Origin of the sequence: Mycoplasma sp. P36-A1 (assembly GCF_049478495.1) — a bacterium.
GTDB lineage: Bacteria > Bacillota_I > Bacilli_A > JAJDGJ01 > JAJDGJ01 > P36-A1.
Genome location: NZ_CP168083.1, coordinates 949368 through 963297, shown reverse-complemented (window position 1 = coordinate 963297; position 13930 = coordinate 949368). Strand labels below are relative to the sequence as shown.

The 13930-nt window shown below is 24.8% G+C and carries 20 protein-coding genes; 8 read left to right on the top strand and 12 right to left on the bottom strand.

The window, feature by feature from the left end; all coding sequences use genetic code 4:
• Window positions 1-35: 35 nt before the first annotated feature.
• The 4 genes from ACD762_RS04615 to ACD762_RS04600 all read left to right on the top strand — a co-directional run bounded on the left by ACD762_RS04615 (window position 36) and on the right by ACD762_RS04600 (window position 2024).
• Window positions 36-422 (top strand): hypothetical protein, encoded by a 387-nt coding sequence (locus ACD762_RS04615; protein ID WP_423364676.1) that lies wholly within the window; start codon window positions 36-38, stop codon window positions 420-422.
• Window position 423: 1 nt separating this feature from the next.
• Entirely contained in the window at window positions 424-663 is a 240-nt protein-coding gene (locus ACD762_RS04610) for a hypothetical protein (protein WP_423364675.1), read from the top strand.
• 55 nt (window positions 664-718) lie between these two features.
• Window positions 719-982 (top strand): hypothetical protein, encoded by a 264-nt coding sequence (locus ACD762_RS04605; protein WP_423364674.1) that lies wholly within the window; start codon window positions 719-721, stop codon window positions 980-982.
• 73 nt (window positions 983-1055) lie between these two features.
• Complete coding sequence (locus ACD762_RS04600; RefSeq protein ID WP_423364673.1) at window positions 1056-2024, top strand: hypothetical protein; 969 nt, start codon at window positions 1056-1058, stop codon at window positions 2022-2024.
• Between the two features lie 18 nt (window positions 2025-2042).
• Here ACD762_RS04600 and ACD762_RS04595 read toward each other — a convergent pair whose 3' ends face one another.
• The 6 genes from ACD762_RS04595 to comGC all read right to left on the bottom strand — a co-directional run bounded on the left by ACD762_RS04595 (window position 2043) and on the right by comGC (window position 4542).
• Window positions 2043-2855: a PhzF family phenazine biosynthesis protein gene (locus tag ACD762_RS04595; protein WP_423364672.1), complete on the bottom strand. Its 813-nt coding sequence runs from the start codon at window positions 2853-2855 to the stop codon at window positions 2043-2045.
• Between the two features lie 74 nt (window positions 2856-2929).
• Entirely contained in the window at window positions 2930-3316 is a 387-nt protein-coding gene (locus tag ACD762_RS04590) for a hypothetical protein (protein WP_423364671.1), read from the bottom strand.
• Window positions 3288-3674 carry a hypothetical protein gene (locus tag ACD762_RS04585; protein WP_423364670.1) on the bottom strand — a complete coding sequence of 129 codons (387 nt, stop codon included), beginning with the start codon at window positions 3672-3674 and terminating at the stop codon, window positions 3288-3290. Before ACD762_RS04585 ends, ACD762_RS04590 begins: the two co-directional genes overlap by 29 nt.
• Complete coding sequence (locus ACD762_RS04580) at window positions 3644-3853, bottom strand: hypothetical protein (protein ID WP_423364669.1); 210 nt, start codon at window positions 3851-3853, stop codon at window positions 3644-3646. Before ACD762_RS04580 ends, ACD762_RS04585 begins: the two co-directional genes overlap by 31 nt.
• Window positions 3846-4247: a hypothetical protein gene (locus ACD762_RS04575; RefSeq protein WP_423364668.1), complete on the bottom strand. Its 402-nt coding sequence runs from the start codon at window positions 4245-4247 to the stop codon at window positions 3846-3848. Before ACD762_RS04575 ends, ACD762_RS04580 begins: the two co-directional genes overlap by 8 nt.
• Window positions 4237-4542 (bottom strand): competence type IV pilus major pilin ComGC, encoded by a 306-nt coding sequence (gene comGC, locus ACD762_RS04570; protein WP_423364667.1) that lies wholly within the window; start codon window positions 4540-4542, stop codon window positions 4237-4239. The genes ACD762_RS04575 and comGC overlap by 11 nt, the downstream gene beginning before the upstream one ends.
• Window positions 4543-4737: 195 nt before the next feature.
• Here comGC and ACD762_RS04565 point away from each other — a divergent pair, with 195 nt between their 5' ends.
• On the top strand, window positions 4738-4941 hold the full coding sequence (locus tag ACD762_RS04565) for a hypothetical protein (protein WP_423364666.1): 204 nt from the start codon (window positions 4738-4740) through the stop codon (window positions 4939-4941).
• A 57-nt stretch (window positions 4942-4998) separates the two neighbouring features.
• The gene (locus ACD762_RS04560) at window positions 4999-5268 is read left to right on the top strand and encodes a hypothetical protein (protein ID WP_423364665.1); all 270 of its coding nucleotides are present in this window, start codon (window positions 4999-5001) and stop codon (window positions 5266-5268) included.
• 61 nt (window positions 5269-5329) lie between these two features.
• On the opposite strand, the gene ACD762_RS04555 is transcribed toward ACD762_RS04560, so the two are convergent.
• Both ACD762_RS04555 and ACD762_RS04550 read right to left on the bottom strand, forming a co-directional pair.
• Window positions 5330-8728 carry an FtsX-like permease family protein gene (locus ACD762_RS04555; RefSeq protein ID WP_423364664.1) on the bottom strand — a complete coding sequence of 1133 codons (3399 nt, stop codon included), beginning with the start codon at window positions 8726-8728 and terminating at the stop codon, window positions 5330-5332.
• Window positions 8729-8737: 9 nt separating this feature from the next.
• On the bottom strand, window positions 8738-9439 hold the full coding sequence (locus ACD762_RS04550) for an ABC transporter ATP-binding protein (RefSeq protein ID WP_423364663.1): 702 nt from the start codon (window positions 9437-9439) through the stop codon (window positions 8738-8740).
• A 238-nt stretch (window positions 9440-9677) separates the two neighbouring features.
• Here ACD762_RS04550 and ACD762_RS04545 point away from each other — a divergent pair, with 238 nt between their 5' ends.
• A complete protein-coding gene (locus ACD762_RS04545) occupies window positions 9678-10253 on the top strand; it encodes a TetR/AcrR family transcriptional regulator (protein ID WP_423364662.1) in 576 nt (191 codons plus the stop codon).
• 26 nt (window positions 10254-10279) lie between these two features.
• Here the strand turns inward: ACD762_RS04545 and ACD762_RS04540 are convergent, their stop codons facing one another.
• The 4 genes from ACD762_RS04540 to rpmG all read right to left on the bottom strand — a co-directional run bounded on the left by ACD762_RS04540 (window position 10280) and on the right by rpmG (window position 12563).
• Window positions 10280-10978, bottom strand: a complete 699-nt coding sequence (locus ACD762_RS04540) for an MgtC/SapB family protein (protein ID WP_423364661.1) — start codon at window positions 10976-10978, stop codon at window positions 10280-10282.
• 119 nt (window positions 10979-11097) lie between these two features.
• Window positions 11098-11712, bottom strand: a complete 615-nt coding sequence (locus ACD762_RS04535; protein ID WP_423364660.1) for an MBL fold metallo-hydrolase — start codon at window positions 11710-11712, stop codon at window positions 11098-11100.
• A 7-nt stretch (window positions 11713-11719) separates the two neighbouring features.
• Window positions 11720-12349, bottom strand: a complete 630-nt coding sequence (locus ACD762_RS04530; RefSeq protein ID WP_423364659.1) for an MBL fold metallo-hydrolase — start codon at window positions 12347-12349, stop codon at window positions 11720-11722.
• Between the two features lie 64 nt (window positions 12350-12413).
• On the bottom strand, window positions 12414-12563 hold the full coding sequence (gene rpmG / locus ACD762_RS04525) for a 50S ribosomal protein L33 (RefSeq protein ID WP_423364658.1): 150 nt from the start codon (window positions 12561-12563) through the stop codon (window positions 12414-12416).
• Window positions 12564-12750: 187 nt separating this feature from the next.
• On the opposite strand from rpmG, the gene ispG reads away from it, so the two are divergent.
• Window positions 12751-13830 carry a flavodoxin-dependent (E)-4-hydroxy-3-methylbut-2-enyl-diphosphate synthase gene (gene ispG, locus ACD762_RS04520; protein WP_423364657.1) on the top strand — a complete coding sequence of 360 codons (1080 nt, stop codon included), beginning with the start codon at window positions 12751-12753 and terminating at the stop codon, window positions 13828-13830.
• Window positions 13831-13930: the final 100 nt, after the last annotated feature.

Sequence of the window (13930 nt, the reverse complement as noted above, 5' to 3'; positions counted from 1 at the left end):
AATAAAATGACAATACAACCAAAGGAGCACAACTTATGGAAAAAAAGAATCAAGACCAATCTTCATTACAAGATATTGTTAACAGTAATCCTGAAATGAAAAATCCTAAAAAAATAATTAAAAAGAAAGATACTAGTAACAGTGAACCTTCTTTAGTTGAAGTACTAGAACCAAAATCATCATCGTTAAACAATAAAATAAAAGCCTATACTCATGATAAAGAAGGTTTTTATACACTATTATCAATTCTATTTCTTGTAGGAGCATTATTTATTCACAGTTTAATTTTTGGAATACTATTAACAATAACAGGTATTTTATTAAAGCCTTACAACAAAAGAAAAACTTTTATTTTTATGGTACTTGGTATATTTTCAGTTATGCTTTTCATTTTACCTTATGTTAGTAATTTAAATAAATAAGATGTTAGTTGATTATCAAAATACTCTACATGAATTTGAATTAGAAGTTAATGATCTAGAATTAGACTTAAGTGATTATGTCTATGTCATTAGAGGTGATAAGATTATGGTTGATCAAGAAATTTATTATCCTATTATTGATTATTACTTTAATAAAGACCAATTATTTTTTAATGATTATGAAGAGATGAGTATCAAAAAAATGAAAAATGAATTAATTAAATATTTAAAAAAATTATAATATTACATACATTGATAATGTAACAATAAGGTATACAATCTAATTGGTGATAGAAATGTATGATAAAGAAAAATATGATCGTATGGAAGTTATGGCATATCAAAAAAATAATTGTAATGATTTAAAGATTGATTTATATAATATATGGCTTTTTTATAAAAGTTTCGATTTAAAAGCCTTATATATACAGTGGATGTTACTTTCTTTTATCGAAAACTTTGAAAAGCCACGTGTAAGGCAAGCTCCAAGCCCAGCTGATTTACAATTATATGATGAAAATACTGAATATTGTATTTGTGCAAGAATAGGCATGCTTTAAGAAGTTTGCCTTTTCTTATGTTATAATATACTTATCCCTTTTAGAAATAGAAGACTATATTGGAGGCATATACATGAATGAGAAAAATAATAATTGTATTGAAAGATATGATGAATATATAATTGAAACAATATCTATTACTGATGGTTTAGTACATGATGAAATATACAAATACCGTTTTAAAAATAATTATGGTGTAATGTTAGCAAAACATTTAATGGAAGAAAATGTAAGTTATAGTTTATATTTTGTATACTATAACAACTATGATAATTCTATTGAAAGCTATACTACTTTCGAATATGATGGTAAAGAAGTAGAAGATGTTAATGTTGAAAATGTAAAAGAGGTATGTGACATATTTGATATAATTCTTCAAAAAAAGATATATGTGCTACTTAATAGTGAAATAACTGAAGCAATCGATTTGATGAATAAATTAAATCAAGATCAAATAGAATATGTAGTTTCAAATTTACATTCTAACTTTAAAGAGATCAATAAATTGCAAACTAGCCAAATTATTGATGAAGAAATAAAGTATATTTCTAATGACGCTAAACATCTTAAAAACATTGATGAGAAAACTAATACAAGCAATACAAATATAGATAAAAAAATTACTGAATTATACGATAAAAATATTGGAGACTTTAATGAATTTGAAGATAATGTTTCTAAAAATTTAAATACGCAAATGTATGATATCAATGAAGTATGTGATTGGATGTCTTATGATGAATTACAAGCTGCAAAAGCTGTAAGAGATGCTAAAAAAGAGTTTTTAAAAACATATGATTCAAATAAATTAGATAAAAAAGTTGTAAGTGAAACAGACAATGAAAATTCTACTAGTAAACTAGATGTTTCAAACACTACTTTTTCAAATACAAATTCTAATAATGAACAACAACTTGTTGCAAAAGTTGCTGATGATTACTCTAAAAAAAGTCAATCTAGTAATTCAGTTAAAAAGCCTTCACAAAAGAAATTAAAAAACAAATACAAAAAAAGAAGATGAAAAATAACCTCTACTAGCTAAAAGCCAGTAGAGGTTATTTTATAACTTTAAACTATTTTTTATACTACACTCACCACTTATCCATATATTATCGTTATGATAAGTAGCTTTTATTGTACTAGGTTGATCAAGTAGATCACCTTGTAAAAATGATACTTCATCATCTATTGTAATGGTATTAGTAAATAGTAAATAAGCATACATTCCTGCATTTGATGTTCCAGTAGCACTTTCTTCATTTATGCCAACTGCGGGTGCAAAATTTCTGACATAATATTTACCTTTTGAAATTGCAAGTACATGTATACCTGTAACATTTAACTTATTAGAATACTGTTTGATTTTTTCAAAGTTAATATCTAAGTTTTGTAATGTTTTTAAACTATCTACTCTTACCATAACATCTGCAATTCCTGTTTCCACTATTTTAGGATTATTGATAATATTATGTTCTTCTATTTTAAAAATGTTTTGGATTTCTTTTTTATCTAAATTAGTTAAATAATTGATAGTAGGCATTTTCATATAGATTTTTTGATTAATCATTTCTATAAAAATGTTGTCATTATTAGTAATGAATTCAATTTTGTTGCAGTCTTGGTTGTTTTTAAACAATAGGTATGCTGCAGCTAAAGAAGCATGTCCACAAAAATCAATTTGTTCTGTTGGTGTAAAATATTGTACTTTGTATATATTATTCTCAAGCATCGTTAAAAATATAGTCTCACTATAAGCTGCTTTAAAAGCAATTTCTTGCATTTCATCATTATTTAATTTGTGTTCTAAAACGACACCTGCAAGATTTCCACCTACACCATTTCTTGTAAATGCACTAACTTCATATAGTATCATAGTAAATCCTCCTTATATAATCTTGTTTAACTTAATCTTAGCATTTTTTTTAGATATTTGAAACTAATTATTAGTTATGATTGCAATTCTGTGCTTGTTTTATAAAATTGAAGTAAACTATCACAATCATAATCATATAAAGCATAATAGTTTATAATTTCTTTTTTTATATATACTTTTATATTTATTTCATAACCATCTGATATCTTATTTACATCACTGGTTATGTTTAAGTCTTTTCTTTTTAAAATAATAGCTGTATGATCACTATATATCATTTGCACTAGCAAATTTTCTAATGCAAAGGTGTTATAATTTTTCATTCCATTATTTAAATAATATTTATTTTCTAAGAATATTAACCTTACATGCATTGTTTGAAAAAGAATTATATTTACTAAGGCAATTACAATTATACTAGCACTACCTTTTTTACTTCTTATAAAATATTGTAGCTTCATATGATTCTCCATTATTTATGATTTTTAAATTAATATAATCATTGTAACAAATAAATTCTAAATGTTCAGTGTTTTGTAAATATGGTAAATAACCAGGACTTTCATATATAGTATTATTTTTTATTATTATCTTTCCTGTATCATCTAATTCTATAAGCTCTTGAGAACATTTTTTTACTTCTTTGTATTTTATTAATGAATTCTGAAGGATATCAATATTTTGATATATATAAATATTTTGATTTCTTGTAATATATTTTGTTTGGTTTATTATTAAGTTCAGTAAAATTAAACATAGTATTGAGATTGTAATATACATCATCATCTCTATTGCCATAAAACCTTTTTTATTAAACATTCTTTATCACAACCATTCTTGAAACTATTATTTTTGATAAATGTTTCTTCTAAATATTCTTTATCACTAATGACTTCTGGCATATATTGATTAGAAATAACACTCATTAAAGTAATTATTAATGATACTGCAAAAATAGTTATTATACTTTCTAAAAGAACAAATGCTTTATTATTCAATTTTAAAATACCCTCTTCCTAAGTAAAATATTAATTTCTTTTGTATTCCACTATTTTCAAATAATATAGTATAACCTTGATTAATATTTCCATTTCTATTAAAATATAAATTTTTAGAATTGATAAACTTTATGTTATTAAATACTATTTCTTCATCTATATCGCTTATTATTTTTATTGATTTATTATGAAAAATAATTTCTATTGTAGTTTTAGTATTTATAGCTTGTTGCCTTGCACTCACCAACCTTGTATGTAATATATTAACTTCTTCATTTTCTGTTATTGCCTTTTCAATGTTAAGTATTTGAAATGTACTCAAGCTTGTTATTATTGCAAGCAAGGCAACTACAATTAACACTTCATAACTTAAAAAGCCTTTCTTATTCAACAATTACTGCAACATTATTTTGAATATCTATTTTCTTATTATTATCACAAGTAGTTTGCTCATTAGAAAGATAGTTGCCATTTATTAATTGTCTAATTCCTGTAGGATACTTTTTATGCTCTACATGATACATGTAAATTTGTGCATTTACTGTTTCTTTTAAAGCTTCACATCCTTTTTCACTAATTAGCTGTTGTCTACTTGTTAGATTAGGTACAACTAAGCTAAGTAATAAGGCAATCACTGCGATCACTATTAACATTTCTAGCATTGTGAAACCTTTTTTGTCGATTATCATATTTATCACCTCATATAATTATTGTACTAATATTTGAATATTCCCTTTTTCAAATGTAAATTAAACGTTAAATAATTATTTGATAATAATTAAGATATTGACTTTTATATATTGACAGTGTTATATTTAGTGTGTAATTATAGATGAAATGTTTTAAACATTACTTAAAAAGATAGATGGGAAAAGGATGTAAAAATGTTTAAATTTAATTCTTGGTTTATAGAAATATTATTTATTGTTTGCTTTTATGTTTTAACTTTCTCGATTTTATTTGGTATTGTAAAAGTTTATGATACGCCATTTAAATATAATGAAATTTTGCTAATTCTTGAAGCTGTAATTGCAATTGTATGCCCTGTTTTAATACATATGCAATTCGATAAATATCGTAAACATTAAACGTTTTAAATAACGTTTTTTTTCTTGTATTATTTCTTAATAATGTCTATAATAGATATGAACATATATATAGAAGGTGAAATGATGAAAGAAAATAACAATGTAGCTTTATTATTAGCTAATTTACTTGAGGACATTAGAATTAATGATATTCCTGGAAAAGAAATAATTAGATTTGTTAAAAGTGATGATGATGGTGGAATTGATACAATACTTAAATATTACTTACCTGATGAAGAAGTAAATCAAGAAGATGTTGGAAAAATTGAACATGTACGTTTAATTGATTTAGTGAATGAGCTAACTAGAATAACAAATAGTAATTAAGAGTTGTTTATTATAATAAAAATAGCTTACTTAGAAAATAATATCTAAGTAAGCTATTTTTTTATTCATTTGATTTTAAAGCATCTATCATGTCAATTTTGATAAGTTTTCTATGTACTATTACCATTACTATACTAGAAAATATGAATGTTACTATTGCAGCTAATGCATAACTTGAAATTGAAACATCTGGAATCATCATAACTCCGGCATTTGAAATTGCTGTAGTTATCAAAAATTGATATAAAATATTTCCTAGTCCCATTCCAAATATTATTCCAAGTATTGTAAGAATGATATTTTCTCTTAAAATATACATAGTAACTTCATTATCAAAAAATCCTAATACTTTAATTGTTGATAGTTCTCTTATTCTCTCTGCAACATTTATCGTATTTAAATTATATAATACGACAAATGCTAAGGCACCAGATGCAATGATAATAACTATTACTATTGTATCTAAACTACCTGTTGTACTTCTACTTGTTTCAGAAATTTTATTCATTGTTGAAACGTTTAATATATGGTCATTTTTCATTAGTGAATCAGAAAATTTACTTTGATTTGTTGTAGATGTTAGTTTTATAAGTCTAGAATTAGGTACTAGTTTTTTATTCATTATTGTTTTATAGTAATTTGCATTAATATAAATATAATTACCGATATAGTTTTCAGTAATGCCACCTATTTCTATACTGTATTTATTACCATCAGTATCACTGAAGTTTAAGTGATCACCTGTTTTTAATTTATAAATATCAGCTATTTTTTCTGTAACAATAGCTTTATTATCATTTAAATTTAATTGTTTTTTAGCTACTCTTTCTTGTAATCTAATATATTGTGAAAGATCATTATTTTGTGAAGCCAACAATGTAACATTCAACTTATTATCATCTTTATCATAGAGTTTTACATTTTCTTGAAAAGTAGAAATCATATTTTCAAAACCAGGTTCTTTTTTTATTTTATCATTTAGTACAGTTTGTTCTTTCTCACTTAAATCACTATTAGTAACAACTATGGCTTGGTATTTCCAAACATCATCAAACTGTCTTACTAGAGTATATTTATTAGAGTTTTGTAATGCAAATGCAACAATCAATAAAGCTGTACAACCACCAATTCCAAGTATTGTCATTATCATTCTTTGTTTATATCTAAATAAATTTCTAAAGGTAACTTTATAATTAAAATTTAACCTACTCCAGATAGCTGGTATTTTTTCTAAAAATATCTTCTTACCTAATTTTGGTGCTTTAGGTCTCATTAAATTAGCTGGTGTTTCTCTTAATTCATAGCCTAAAACAAACATTGCAGCACCTACTGTACTTATGATAGATATTATTATTGCTTGCATTGTGAATGAAGGATATACTATTAATTCAAGTGATGGTATTTTAAATAACATTGAATATGAGTTAGATATGATTTTGGGAAGTAAACTGCTTCCAATAGCAACTCCTAAAAGAGCTCCAGCTAAGCTTGCTATTATTGAATACACTATGAATTTTTTTGCGACCATCAAATTACTATAACCTAGTGCCTTTAATGTGCCTATCTCACTTCTTTTTTCTTCTACCATTCTTGTCATAGTACTTAAGCATATTAACACTGCTACTAGAAAAAAGAATACCGGAAAGACTATTGCTATTGTATCTAAACTTGCTACTGAATCTCCTATTGTTGAGTATCCAGGATTATCTGTTCTATCACTAAAATAATATTTTGCTTTCTCAATTTCATTGACTTTATTTTTTTCTACTTCTATTTTATTTTTATTTTCATCTAACTTATCTTGATTATTAGCTATTTCTTGCTCTGAACTAGCAATAGTAGTTTCATTTTGGTCAATTGTTTGTTTTGATTGTTGTAATTGTTTTTCACCAGCGATTTTTAAATCATTTAATTCTTTTTGGCCTGCTTTAACTTGTGAATAGCCACTATCTATTGTTTTTTGAGCCTTTAATAACTTATTTTTGTTTTTTATTAATAAACTATTATTTTGGTTATATTCTTTTAATCCAGTGTTATATTTATTGATTGCTTTAATCAATTTATCTAAATCATCTTGATTATTTTTTGTAATACTTATTACTTGCTCAAGAGAACTTGATAATTGATCTAACAAAGTTTTATTGGTTGGTTGTAATAATAAACCTTCTATTATTGGACTAAGTGATATTAAATTCATTTCAGGAGTATCTATAATAGTCTTCCATTTTAACAACACATCATTACTAATTGGATTAGTAGTACTAATTGTTTCTGTATAGCTATTAACCTCAATTAGTAATTGATTATACTGATTGTTTAATTGTGTTATTAATTTATAATTCTCTTCATATGTTTTTATTTCTTTTGGATTAATATTTTTATTTTTAAATTCTTTAAGAGCACTATCTAATTGTTTTTTAGCTTGTTTTAATTTTTCTAAACTGCTGTCTAGTTCTTTTTTGTTTTTATCTAAAATTGATTGATTAGAATCAAGAGTATTTTTAGAGTTGTTAAGTTCAATTTGGGCATTATCAACTTTTTTATAAAAATCTGTTACTCCTTGCTCATATTCTAATTTACCTTCATTTAATTGTGCTTTAGCTTTATTAATTTCGTCTAATGCATTATCTATTTTAATTTGAGCATCTTCAATCTTTTTTTCTGGTTTTTCAAATTCTTTTAGTGCTTCTTTTTTTATCTCATTGGTTCTTTCTTTTGCTCTATTACTAAATATTTCTAATAAATAATCATTATTTGAATTCATTATTTTCTTATATTCTGGCGAGTATTCTTTTATCCCATTAATGTTATTAAATTTTACATATATTTCAGTGTATACATCCATTTTAAAGTTACTTTTATTCATATAGGCAAAATAGTCTATACTACCATTACCAACTGTTGTAGTACCTCTAGATAAATTATCCATGAATAATGGACTATCAACTTTTCCTACAATTTTAAGCTTGGTATTTTTAATTTTTGATACTACATCTTTTTCTGATTCAATAATATATTCTGAACCTATTTTAAGATTTTCATTTTTTATAAAGGCCTCAGAGTCTAATGCAATTTCATTTGCTTTTTCGGGAAGTCTTCCTTCAACTACTTCTATTTTATTTATCTTAGAATTATTATTATATTCTAAGATTCTTACAACACTATTTTGATTTGTTAAGTTAATATCTAAACTATGCGTTGCAACATATTCACTTATTAAATCATCATTTTTTAATATTTTTAGATCATTATCATTTAATCCATAATCTGAAACTATTTTTGCATCCATTAAATTATATTTTGTATAATAGTTTATAACTGCATTTTTTATATCTGGACCTGTAGATTTTATACCGACATAAATAGCTACTCCTAATAAAATAATTGTCATTATTGAAAGAAAACGTCCTAATGAATTTTTAATTTCTCTAAATATTGATTTGTTATATGCATTTTTCATTTAAAGTACCTACCATTCTACATCATCTACATCTAATGGATTATGGTTTAGTTCAATTTTTCTTACTTTTGCATCATTTATATGTATTACTCGATCAGCAATTGCAGCGATAGCACTATTATGTGTAATTAATATTACGGTAGTATTAGTATCTCTACAAGTTTTTTGAAGAGTTTTTAATATTGATTTACCTGTTTTATAGTCTAATGCTCCTGTAGGTTCATCACAAAGTAGTATTTTAGGATTTTTAGCTATAGCTCTTGCTATAGAAACTCTTTGTTGTTCCCCTCCTGATAATTGAGATGGAAAATTATCTTTTCTATGACTTAATCCAACAAGTTCAAGTGTTTCATCAACATCTAAAGCATCTTTACAAATTTGAGTAGCTAGTTCAATATTTTCTCTAGTTGTAAGATTTTGAACCAAATTATAAAATTGAAATACAAAGCCAACATCATATCTTCGATATTCAGTTAACTGTTTCCTATTAAATTTTGAAATATCTACTTTATCTACTATTATCTCGCCTTCATCGCAAGTATCCATACCTCCTAAAATATTTAAAACTGTTGACTTTCCAGCTCCACTTGGACCTAAAATAACAACAAATTCACCTTTTTCTATATCAAAAGATATACCATTATTGGCAATAACTTCACTATCTCCTATTTTATATCTTTTATATTCATCAATTACCTGTATATAAGACATCTAATCAACCTCTCTTTATAAAAATATCATTATGTAATCAACACAGTGTCTATTAAAACATCTATTATTTTAGTATAGTTATAATAATAAAATATAGCAAGTGATATTTCTTATTACTCGTGTTTAAATAGACATTTTTTAATTTTATGTTTATTTATCTACAAAAAATACATAATTTATTAAATACGGTATAATTAATTATATATAACATTTAATTATTGAAGGGATATACTATAAAATGAAAAATAAAGAAAACATAAAAATAACGCAAACAAAAAAAGCAATAAAAATTGCTTTATTTGCCTTGTTAAAAGAATATGATATACATGATATAAGTGTTAAAAGTATCTGTGAAAAAGCTAATATTAACAGAGGTACTTTCTATCATCATTACAAAAATCCTTTAGACCTATTATCATCTTTAGAACAAGAATTATTAGATAAAATAGAAAAGTTATTAGTATCTACACCAATATATCATTATCAAGATTTATTGTTAATTAATGTTTTAGAGATAATAAAAGAAAATAAAGAATTATGTATGGTTATTTTCTTTAATCAACAAGAGATGAAAATAGTTGAAAAGTTAATGAAACTTATTAATAAAACTTCTATGCTTAGCATTATAACATCAAATAGTAATATGAATGAATTAGAGTTTAATTACTTTATGCAATATACTATTGGAGGAAGCTTTGCAATTATTCAAACTTGGATAAAAAGAGATTTTTCTGAATCTATTTTCTTTATTAAAGAAATGATTATTAATACATCTAATAAAAATATTGATGTATTAGGTTTAAATAAAAAATAATTATTAGAATATTTTTATTATTATGTTTATGTTTTTACAACTATTTTAATTACATCTGGTATTAATGATAAATCTAACATAATAGTTGATTGCATGATGTTTTTAGGAATTGATAAGGTGTAATCAACTATATATATATCATCTTTTATATTTTCATCATCTATTTGATCTACTGTTAGTATTTTTAGATTATTTTTATAGTTATAATTTTTAATTTTATCTAATGTATTAGCTTTGTCCTTAAATGTGATACTTAATTCTAATTCATAATTTCCAACAAATAATCTGTTAATAATTTCTAATGCTATTATAATTGCTATTGTTCCTGCAAGTGATAACAGCCAAAAACCCATTCCTATTGCAATACCAACAACAGCTACTAGCCACAAGGTTGCTGCGGTTGTTAAACCTTCTACTTTACCTTTATTTATAATTATAGTACCAGCACCTAAAAAACCTATACCTGTAACTACATTTGCAATAATGTCGCTTGTTCTTATTGATATTGTATTTTTTAGTTCCTGATTATTAATTACAAATATTCCTACTTCTTCAACAATTTCTCTTTGAATTAACGCAATTAAGGCTGCACCTACGCAAACTAAAATATGTGTTTTTATACCAGCGGGTTTATTTTTAGACTCTCTTTCATAACCAATTATGCCACCAACAATAATAGCTGCCATAACGCTTAATAAGATGTCTATTTCATTTAAATGCATCATTATTCCCCCCTCTTATAGTTTATTTTATCATATAATTATTGATTTTTATATTATTAAGCTAAAGGTTGTTTATATCTTAATATAAAAAAAGGCCTTTCTATAAGAAAAGCACTTTATAATTATAAGTATGGGTTGTTTTTTAGTTCTTCTTTAATTGTTGTAGTAGCACCATGACCTGGATATACCTTCAAATTTGGATTTAATGTATATATTACTTCTAATGATTTTTTCATTGCTATACCATCGCCACCTGGCAAATCATATCTACCTATTCCATTATTAAATAAGAAATCACCACTAAACAATGCATTTTGATCTTTAACTAATAACATACTTTGTCCTGGAGTATGTCCAGGTACATGTATTACTTGAAAAGTGTATTGATTAAACACTAATTTATCAGTTACTGTATTAACTTTAATATCTTTAACTACCATTGGCATTCCAAAGATTGAAGAGCAGTTTGCCTTAGAGTCATATAATAAATGTTCATCTTTTTCGTGTATGTAGACAGTGGCATTATATTCTTTTGCTAGTTGCTCAAGACTAAATATATGATCAACGTGTCCATGTGTTAGAAAGATACTTATTTTTGTTATGTTAGATGTATTTAAGAATGTCTTAATTGTATGAAAATCAGCACCTGGATCTATTACAAGAGCAGTATCATTTTCATACAATACATATGTATTTACCATGAATGAATTATTATCTACTATAGTTTCTATTTTCATTTTATACCTACCATTTCTCTATTGGATTATTTATATAAAAATTATTAGTTAGTTCATTTTCAACTGTTGTTTCTGGACCATGACCTGGATATATAACATACTCTTTATTTAGTGTTTGTATTTTATCTAAAGAGTTTTTCATATCTAAACTACTTCCAGTAAAAAATTGGGTATATCCAATATCATTGTTAAATATAAAATCACCACTAAAATATGCTTGTAATTCAGGTATTTCCAACATAAGATGGCCTACTGTGTGTCCTGGTACTTCTAAAACTTTATATTCATTATTATTAAATATAATCTTGTCTTTTATAAAAATTAAATTTTTATTTATTTGTTTTAATTGTTTTGAGTCAGCATATTTTGGCATTTCAGTTTCAAAAATAACCATTTCTTTTTCACTTAAATATATTATTGAATTATATTTTTCAACAATTGGCGCAATTATTCTAATATGATCATGATGAGTATGAGTTAAAAAAATACTAACTTCTTTTATATCATTGTTGTCTAGATAACTATTAAGATCTTCATAATCACAACCTGGATCGATAATTAAGGCTTTATTATTTTCTGTAATTATATAGGTATTCTCTTGTAAAGAGTCTTTTCTGAATAAAGTTTTTAATTTCATATTTTTTCCTTTCAAATCTAAAGATATTAAAAAAGATTATTAACTAAAATAATCTTTTGTTATACTATTTCTTTTCTTTATGTACTGTTTGCTTGTTGTCTCTTGGACAGAATTTTTTGTATTCTACACGGTCAGGGTGTAATTTTTTGTTTTTCTTAGCAATGTAGTTTTCTTCTCCACATTCTGTGCATTTTAAAATAATGTTTTCTCTCATTGTTGCACCTCCTATGCCTATAACGTAAATATTTTATCATAAATAAAATACTATATCTAGTATTTCTTATAATAATCTCCTCTAAAATTATAGCATTTTTTACATACTACAGTCAATATAAGCTACAATATTAAAAATTTATTTTAAACAATACTTATAATTAATGTTATAGTATAATTATAAAGAGGTGAATTTAATGTTTACAAGAGAAAATACAAGACCTGTAATGGTTAAAGATATTCAAATTGGTGGTAATAATAAAATTGTTATTCAATCAATGACTAATACTAAAACTAAAGATGTAGTTGCCACAATTAAACAAATAAATTGTTTAAAAGAGGCAGGTTGCGAAATAGTACGTTTAGCAGTTTTAGATGAGGAAGATGCTTATGCAATAAAAAAAATTAAATCTAGAACTGATATGCCATTAGTAGCCGACATTCATTTTAACTACAAGTTAGCTTTAATTTGTATTGAAAATGGTATTGATAAAATTAGAATTAATCCTGGTAATATTGGTAGCCATGAAAAAATAAAGCTAGTAGTAGAAGCTTGTAAAGCAAATAATATTCCTATTAGAATTGGTGTTAATGCTGGTTCATTAGAAAAAGAAATTTTAGATATTTATCAATATCCTTGTGCTGAAGCTATGGTTGCTAGTGCTCAAAAGCATGTGAAAATACTTGAAGATTTAGATTTCTATGATATTGTAATATCGTTAAAAGCAAGCAATGCATTATTATCAATTGAAGCTTATGAGTTAGCTGCTAAATCTTTTAACTACCCTCTTCATTTAGGTATTACAGAAGCAGGTACTAAATTTGCAGGTACAATCAAAAGTGTTGCAGGTTTAGCTCCACTTATCTATCAAGGTATTGGTAGTACAATAAGAGTCAGTTTAAGTAGCAATCCAGTTGATGAAATACCAGTGGCCAAAGAGTTACTAAAATCATTTAATCTTGCAAACAATTTACCAACTTTAGTATCTTGTCCTACATGTGGAAGATTACAATATAAAATGTTTGAAATTGTTGATGAAATAGAACAATATCTTTTAAATAAAAAAAGTAATATTCATGTAGCTGTTATGGGTTGTGGTGTAAATGGACCAGGAGAAGCAAAAGGTGCTGACATTGGTATTGCAGGTGGTAAAGATAGTTGTGTATTATTTAAAAAAGGTGAAATAATTAAAAGTATTCAACAAGAAGATATAATTGAAACTTTAAAAAATGAAATTGATGAATTTATTAAACAAGAAAATAGCTAGAATTTAGGAAAGATTAATTACTAATCTTTCCTTTTTTATGTTATTGCTTTATTTCTTGATTTTTAGATTTATTTACAAAAATACTATATAATAATAGTAT